Here is a 5,675-nt window from a genome sequence, read left to right on the forward strand (position 1 = left end):
CGGCACCGGCGGGCCGGACGCGGCCTCCGGCCAGGCGGCCGTCGTGTCCGGTGTGGACGAACGGGGTGCGCGGGTGCTGATGTTCGGCACCGAGCCGATGTTCCGCGCGCATCCGAAGGGCCTGTTCGCGCAGGTGGCCAATGGCATCTTCTGGAGTGCCACGCGCTAGTCGGGCTGGGACGGCGCCCTCCGACCGTTCGGGAGGGCGCCGTCCGCCTGCGACGGGGGGAGGTTCGCGTGGGCGCTGTGGTGGGGAGCGCGGCCGGCGCGTTGTTCTTCGACGAACGGGGCCGGGTGCTGCTGGTCGAGCCGACGTACAAGCCGCGGTGGGAGATCCCGGGCGGGGTGGTCGAGCCGGGTGAGACCCCGCATCAGGGCTGCGTCCGCGAGGTCGCCGAGGAGCTGGGCCTGACCGTGCCGGTGGGCCGGCTGCTGGTGGTCGACTGGGCCCCGCATCCCGAGCAGGGCGACAAGGTGCTCTTCGTGTTCGACGGCGGGCCGCTGACTGCCGCCGCGGTGGCGACGATCCGGCTGCAGGCCGACGAGCTGGCCGCGTACGCGTTCGTGGCCGGCGACGAGGTCGGCGCGTGGCTGCCGCCGCGGCTGGCCCGGCGGGTCACCGAGGCGCTGCGGGCCCGCGCGGACGGCGGCACCCGCTACCTGGAGCACGGCGTGCCCGCGCCCCGCGGGACCCCTCCCGGGGCAGGTGCCGTAGATCTTTAGGCCTACAAGACCCGAGGCGCCACGGAGGACTCGTGCGGCGGACAACCAAGCTCGAGCTACACCAGATGTCGATCGAAGCCGCGCGGGCGGTGTTGCACCAGCAGAACATCGGACTGCTCGTCGAGCGGGCGACCTACCGGGCGGTGGGCGAGCGGTTCGCCGACGAGACCGTGGCGGCCGCCGCGCTCGCCCCGCTGGAGGCCGACATCCGGCGCGTCGCCGAGGACACCGCGCAGACCACCGCCACCGACACGGCGACCGTCCTGGTCGAGGACGTGCGGGCCGCCGTCGAGCGGGCCCGCGACGAGACCCGGGAGGCGGCGGACACGGCCCGCGCGGACCTGGTCACGCTCGCGCGCGAGGCCGAGGCGCGGACGCGGGGTGCCGCGGACACGGCACGCGAGGACGTGGCCACCGTCGCCCGCGAGACCGAGGTGGCCACCCGGGAGGCGGCCGAGAAGGTCCGCGAGGACGTGGCCACGCTGGCCCGCGAGGCCGAGGTGACCACGCGCGACGCCGTCGACAAGGCGTGCGCCGAGGTCGCCACGGTCGCCCGCGAGGCGCAGGAGCAGACGCGCCAGGTGGTCGAGACGGTGCGGGCCGACGTCGTCGAGCTCACCCGCGAGGCCACCGCGACGGCGCGGGACAGCGTGGACAAGGCCCGCGACCAGGTGCTCGACCTCGCGCGCGACGCGGCCGAGAAGGCCTGCGCCACCTTCGTCCCCACGCCGATCCAGGTCACGCTGCCGAACGGGCGGGTGACCAAGGTCGACGGCCCCAAGCACCAGGTGCTGCCCGAGCTGCTGCTGGCCCTCGGCGCGCGCTGCCATGTGCTGCTCGTCGGCCCGGCCGGCACCGGCAAGTCCACGCTCGCGACCCAGGCCGCGGAGGGACTCGGGCTGGACCTGCAGGCCATCTCGCTCGGCCCGACCACGCCGATGAGCAAGGTGTTCGGCTACTTCGACGCGCACGGCACCTACCACGACACGCCGTTCCGCCGCGCCTTCGAGCACGGCGGGGTGATGCTGTTCGACGAGCTCGACAACGGCCACCCGGGCCTGCTCGCCGAGCTGAACCAGGCGCTGGCGCTGGGGGTCTGCGCGTTCGCCGACGGCATGGTCAAGGCGCACGCCGACTTCCGGGTCGTCGCCACCGGCAACACCCACGGCACCGGCGGCGACCGCCAGTACGTCGGCCGGCAGGCCCTCGACGCGGCCACCCTCGACAGGTTCGTCACCCTCGACGTGCCGGTCGACGAGAAGCTCGAGGAGCGCGTCGCCCTGGCGCACGCGCCGGCGAAGAAGCGGCTGGTGCGCGAGCTGCTCACCGAGGTCCACCGGCTGCGGGCGGTCGCGGCGGACAAGCGGCTGCCGGTGATGTTCTCCCCGCGGGTGAGCATCGACGGCGCCAAGCTGCTCGCCGCGGGCGCCACGATCGAGCAGGTCATGCGGTGGCGGGTGACCCGCGGTCTGTCCGACGCACACCGAGCGGCGCTTGAGCTATGAGCGAGCTTGCGAGCGAGTCACCGTTACTGAGTGAGCTTGCGAGCGAGTCGCCGTCACCGAGCGAGCTCGCGCTGCCGCCCTTGCTGTCGTGGCACGAGTTCGTCGACGCCGCGCGGATGCCGGAGACCATCAACGGCGACGGCCGGCACGGGGACAGCGAGTGGGCGGGCGGGACCTGGGCGGAGGCGTTGCGGCTGGCCGTCGACGGGTGGCCGCTGGCGTTGCGGGACGCGGACGTGACGGTCGGCGCGTTGCGGGAGCGGGCCGGGCTCGGCGTCGCGGCCACCACGCTGGAGCCGACGTGGGACGTCACCGGCAGCGAGGTCGACGTCGGTGCCTACCTCGCCGGCGTGCCCGAGTGCATGGTCGACGCGACGCCCCGGCGAACGTCGCGGCGGGGGCGGGTGGTGACGTTCTTGGTGCCGACGAGCTACTCGCACCGCACGCCGCACGAGCAGGTGCGCAACCGCGGCATCGCGCTGGCCACGCTGTGCGCGGCGATCATCGGGGCCGGGCACAGCGTGGAGATCTGGTCGGGCTGGGCCTGCATGGTCGGCGCGGACCGGCACGCCGCGGTGGCGCGGGTCGTGTCGGCCGGGGAGCCGCTCGACATCGGGCGGCTGATCTTCGCGGTGGCGCACCCGCTGATGCTGCGCAGGCTGTGGTTCGCCGTGTGGGATGCGCAGGACCCGGTCGTCGCGCAGCGCATGTTCGACGAGGACTACGGCGGCCCGCCGTTCCACTGCGTGCCCGAGGACCTGCCCGAGCAGGTCACCGATCCCTACGTGTTCCCGTACCTGTGGCGCGACGATCCACAGTGGAGGGACCTGGACGCGGCCATGGAGTGGTGCCACGAGACGTTCGTCGACCTCGGGCTGCTGGACTGACCGGTCACGCGCTCGGGACCAGCCGGCGCAGCAGGCGCTCCACCGGGTTGCGGCCGGAGGCCTGCCGCGGTCCGTTGCGCACGAGGGCCAGGAACGCGGCGCCGACCGCGGCCTGCTCGTCCGGGCCGTCGGCCGGGTCGGCCAGGCCCGCGGCCGTCGCCAGCATCCGCTGCTCGGCCATGATCACCCCGCGCAGCGCCGGCCGGTCGGCGTGCGTGTCCAGCACGCGGCGCAGCGCCGGGTCGGCCGCCGCGGTCTCACGCCACGCGGCCCCCACCGCGTCGACCGGGTCGGCGTCGGCGTCCAGCGTCGCGAGCTCGACCCGGCTGGCCAGCCGCAGCGACCAGCGGTGGTGCAGGGCGAGCAGCAGCTCGTCCGGGCCGTCGAAGAGGTCCGGCACGACGAGCTCGTCCTGCTCGAGTACCGAGTCGAGGGCGTCTCTGCGCCGGTAGAAGTCGTTCCACCCCATTGGTTCCCCTGTCCCTTCCCCAGGACGGCTCGTGGCCGTGAGCTCGGTCATACCACCGGTCTTCGACATACCGCTGGTACGGTCGGACAAGGACAACGTACCACCGGTATGTGCCAGCTAAATGTCGTACGGTTGTGAACGTGGTGACAATGCGGTCGAGGCGCGTCGACTACACGGAGTCGACCAGGGAAGCCCTGGTCGACTCGGCGCTGGACCTGTTCACCGAACACGGCTACGCGGGCACCTCGCTCGACGCGATCGTCAGACGCGCCAGGGTGACGAAGGGCGCGCTCTACCACCACTTCAGCGGCAAGCAGGCGCTGTTCGAGGCGGCGTTCGACCAGGTCGAGACGGCCGCCCTGGAGCGGCTCACCGCGGCCGCCGTCGACGGCGACGGGACCGCGTGGGACCGGGCGATGGAGGGCATCCAGGAGTACGTGCAGGTGTGCCTCGAGCCGTCCTACCAGCGGATCGTCATCCACGAGGCACCGGTGGTCATGGGTTGGGAGCGGTGGCGCGAGGCCGAGGAGCACTTCAGCTACGGCCTGGTCCGCGGCGCGGTCGAGGCACTGGTCGAGGCTCGCGAGATCGAACCGCTGCCCGTCGAGGTGACCGCCCGGATCCTGTTCGGCGCTCTGTCCGCGGGCGCGGAGACGATCGCGAGCTCGGCCGACCCGAAGAAGGCGGCGGCCGAGGTCAGCCGCACGATCGTCGCGGTGATGGAGGGCATGCGCCGGCGCGCGTGACTTGACCCCGGCGCTAGCGTGCTGGGCATGACCCCTGCGCGCCGCCTGCTCACCCTGCTCGTGGTTCTCGTTGCCACCGTTGGCTTCGCGCCCGCTGTCACCGCGTCAGCCTCCGCGTCAGCCGCTGCCGATCGCCCGGTGACACGGTGCGAGTACATCCCGACCCCGGACAAGCCTGCCGCGAAGCCGGTGCGCCCGCCGTCCCCGCAGGCACCGACCCAAGGCAAGCCGACGGCCGTCCTCGCGACGAACTACGGCGTGGTCGTGATCGAGCTGGACCGGGCGAACGCGCCGTGCGCCGTGCACAACTTCACCCACCTCGTGCGGAGCCTCTTCTACAACCACACCCAGTGCTGGCGCCTGACCAACAGCGCGCGGCTGGGTGTGCTGCAGTGCGGCGACATCGTGGAGGTGGAGGTGGGCGGCCCCGGCTACCGCTTCGCCGACGAGCTGACGGGCGCGGAGACCTACCCCCGAGGCACGGTCGCGATGGGCAACCAGGGGCCGGACACGAACGGGAGCCAGTTCTTCGTCGTCCACTCGCATGCCAACATCTCTCCGGCGTACACCGTGTTGGGGCGGGTGACGCAGGGGATGTCCACTGTGGACAGGATTGTGAAGGCCGGTATCGAGGGCGGCGCACAGGACGGCCTACCCGCCCACCCGGTGAAGATTCTGTGGGCCCTGACCTGGCCGTGACCGACGGGCCTGGAGAAGCGAAGGACCAAGGCCTGTCTCGTAGATCATCGGGTGAAGTCCTGCGCCGACCACCGGAACCTCAGGGGACCGTGACGGCACCCAGCCACCATCCACCTCGATACCCGCACTATCCGCTGGGACGCAACACACACTTAAATCCCGGGGAGGCGGACCAGCGTCTCGTAGATCATCGTGTGAAGTCCTGCGCCGACCACCGGAACCTCAGGGGACCGTGACGGCACCCAGCCACCACCCACCTCGATACCCGCACCATTCCCCGGGACGCAACGCACACTTTAAATCCCGGGGAGGCGGACTAGTCGGCCGAGCGGGGCGGCTCAGCGGTCGAGCAGTGCGGCGGCCGCTGCCTTCGCGTGGTGGGCCGGGGTCGGGGAGCCGGAGATCGCGGCGATCGTCATGGCTCCTTCGGCCAGCAGCATCAGGTGGTCGGCCAGCGGGGCCGGCCGGCCGGCGTTCTTGACCAGGCCCGACAGGTACTCGTGCACCCGCTCCTTGTGGTCGCGCGCCAGGTCGGCCACGGCGGTCGACGTCGCGCCCAACTCGCCGAAGGAGTTGACCCACGCGCAGCCCCTGTAGGTGGGCTCGCTGAACCACTCGTGCAGCCAGTCGAACACCGCCAGGATCC

Annotated in this window: 6 protein-coding genes and 1 pseudogene; 5 read left to right on the forward strand and 2 right to left on the reverse strand. The window is 72.5% G+C overall.

The features are described 5' to 3' along the window. Window positions 1–237 precede the first annotated feature (237 nt). From VGD70_RS05355 to VGD70_RS05365, 3 genes are read left to right on the forward strand one after another with little or no spacing between them, the layout of a single operon-like run. Window positions 238–723 (forward strand): NUDIX hydrolase, encoded by a 486-nt coding sequence (locus VGD70_RS05355; protein ID WP_331078711.1) that lies wholly within the window; start codon window positions 238–240, stop codon window positions 721–723. A 32-nt stretch (window positions 724–755) separates the two neighbouring features. Next, window positions 756–2,228, forward strand: a complete 1,473-nt coding sequence (locus VGD70_RS05360) for an AAA family ATPase (RefSeq protein ID WP_331078713.1) — start codon at window positions 756–758, stop codon at window positions 2,226–2,228. Next, window positions 2,225–3,115 (forward strand): DUF7192 family protein, encoded by an 891-nt coding sequence (locus VGD70_RS05365; RefSeq protein ID WP_331078715.1) that lies wholly within the window; start codon window positions 2,225–2,227, stop codon window positions 3,113–3,115. The genes VGD70_RS05360 and VGD70_RS05365 overlap by 4 nt, the downstream gene beginning before the upstream one ends. 4 nt (window positions 3,116–3,119) lie before the next feature. On the opposite strand, the gene VGD70_RS05370 is transcribed toward VGD70_RS05365, so the two are convergent. Then, the gene (locus tag VGD70_RS05370; protein ID WP_331078717.1) at window positions 3,120–3,584 is read right to left on the reverse strand and encodes a hypothetical protein; all 465 of its coding nucleotides are present in this window, start codon (window positions 3,582–3,584) and stop codon (window positions 3,120–3,122) included. Between the two features lie 149 nt (window positions 3,585–3,733). Here VGD70_RS05370 and VGD70_RS05375 point away from each other — a divergent pair, with 149 nt between their 5' ends. Together VGD70_RS05375 and VGD70_RS05380 are read left to right on the forward strand one after the other, a co-directional pair. After that, window positions 3,734–4,330, forward strand: coding sequence for a TetR/AcrR family transcriptional regulator (locus VGD70_RS05375; RefSeq protein WP_331078719.1), 597 nt, complete (start codon window positions 3,734–3,736; stop codon window positions 4,328–4,330). Between the two features lie 27 nt (window positions 4,331–4,357). Continuing rightward, entirely contained in the window at window positions 4,358–5,029 is a 672-nt protein-coding gene (locus tag VGD70_RS05380) for a peptidylprolyl isomerase (protein ID WP_331078721.1), read from the forward strand. A gap of 338 nt (window positions 5,030–5,367) precedes the next feature. On the opposite strand, the pseudogene VGD70_RS05385 reads toward VGD70_RS05380, so the two are convergent. Continuing rightward, window positions 5,368–5,675: pseudogene (locus tag VGD70_RS05385) on the reverse strand (TetR/AcrR family transcriptional regulator); the annotation flags it as partial.

Origin of the sequence: Actinophytocola sp. (assembly GCF_036402745.1) — a bacterium.
GTDB lineage: Bacteria > Actinomycetota > Actinomycetes > Mycobacteriales > Pseudonocardiaceae > Actinophytocola.

Bases quoted from the DNA above. Each gene is read 5' to 3' on its own strand.
- VGD70_RS05365 (WP_331078715.1), top strand. From the start codon at position 2,225: ATGAGCGAGCTTGCGAGCGAGTCACCGTTACTGAGTGAGCTTGCGAGC.
- VGD70_RS05370 (WP_331078717.1), bottom strand. From the start codon at position 3,584: ATGGGGTGGAACGACTTCTACCGGCGCAGAGACGCCCTCGACTCGGTA.
- VGD70_RS05375 (WP_331078719.1), top strand. From the start codon at position 3,734: ATGCGGTCGAGGCGCGTCGACTACACGGAGTCGACCAGGGAAGCCCTG.
- VGD70_RS05380 (WP_331078721.1), top strand. From the start codon at position 4,358: ATGACCCCTGCGCGCCGCCTGCTCACCCTGCTCGTGGTTCTCGTTGCC.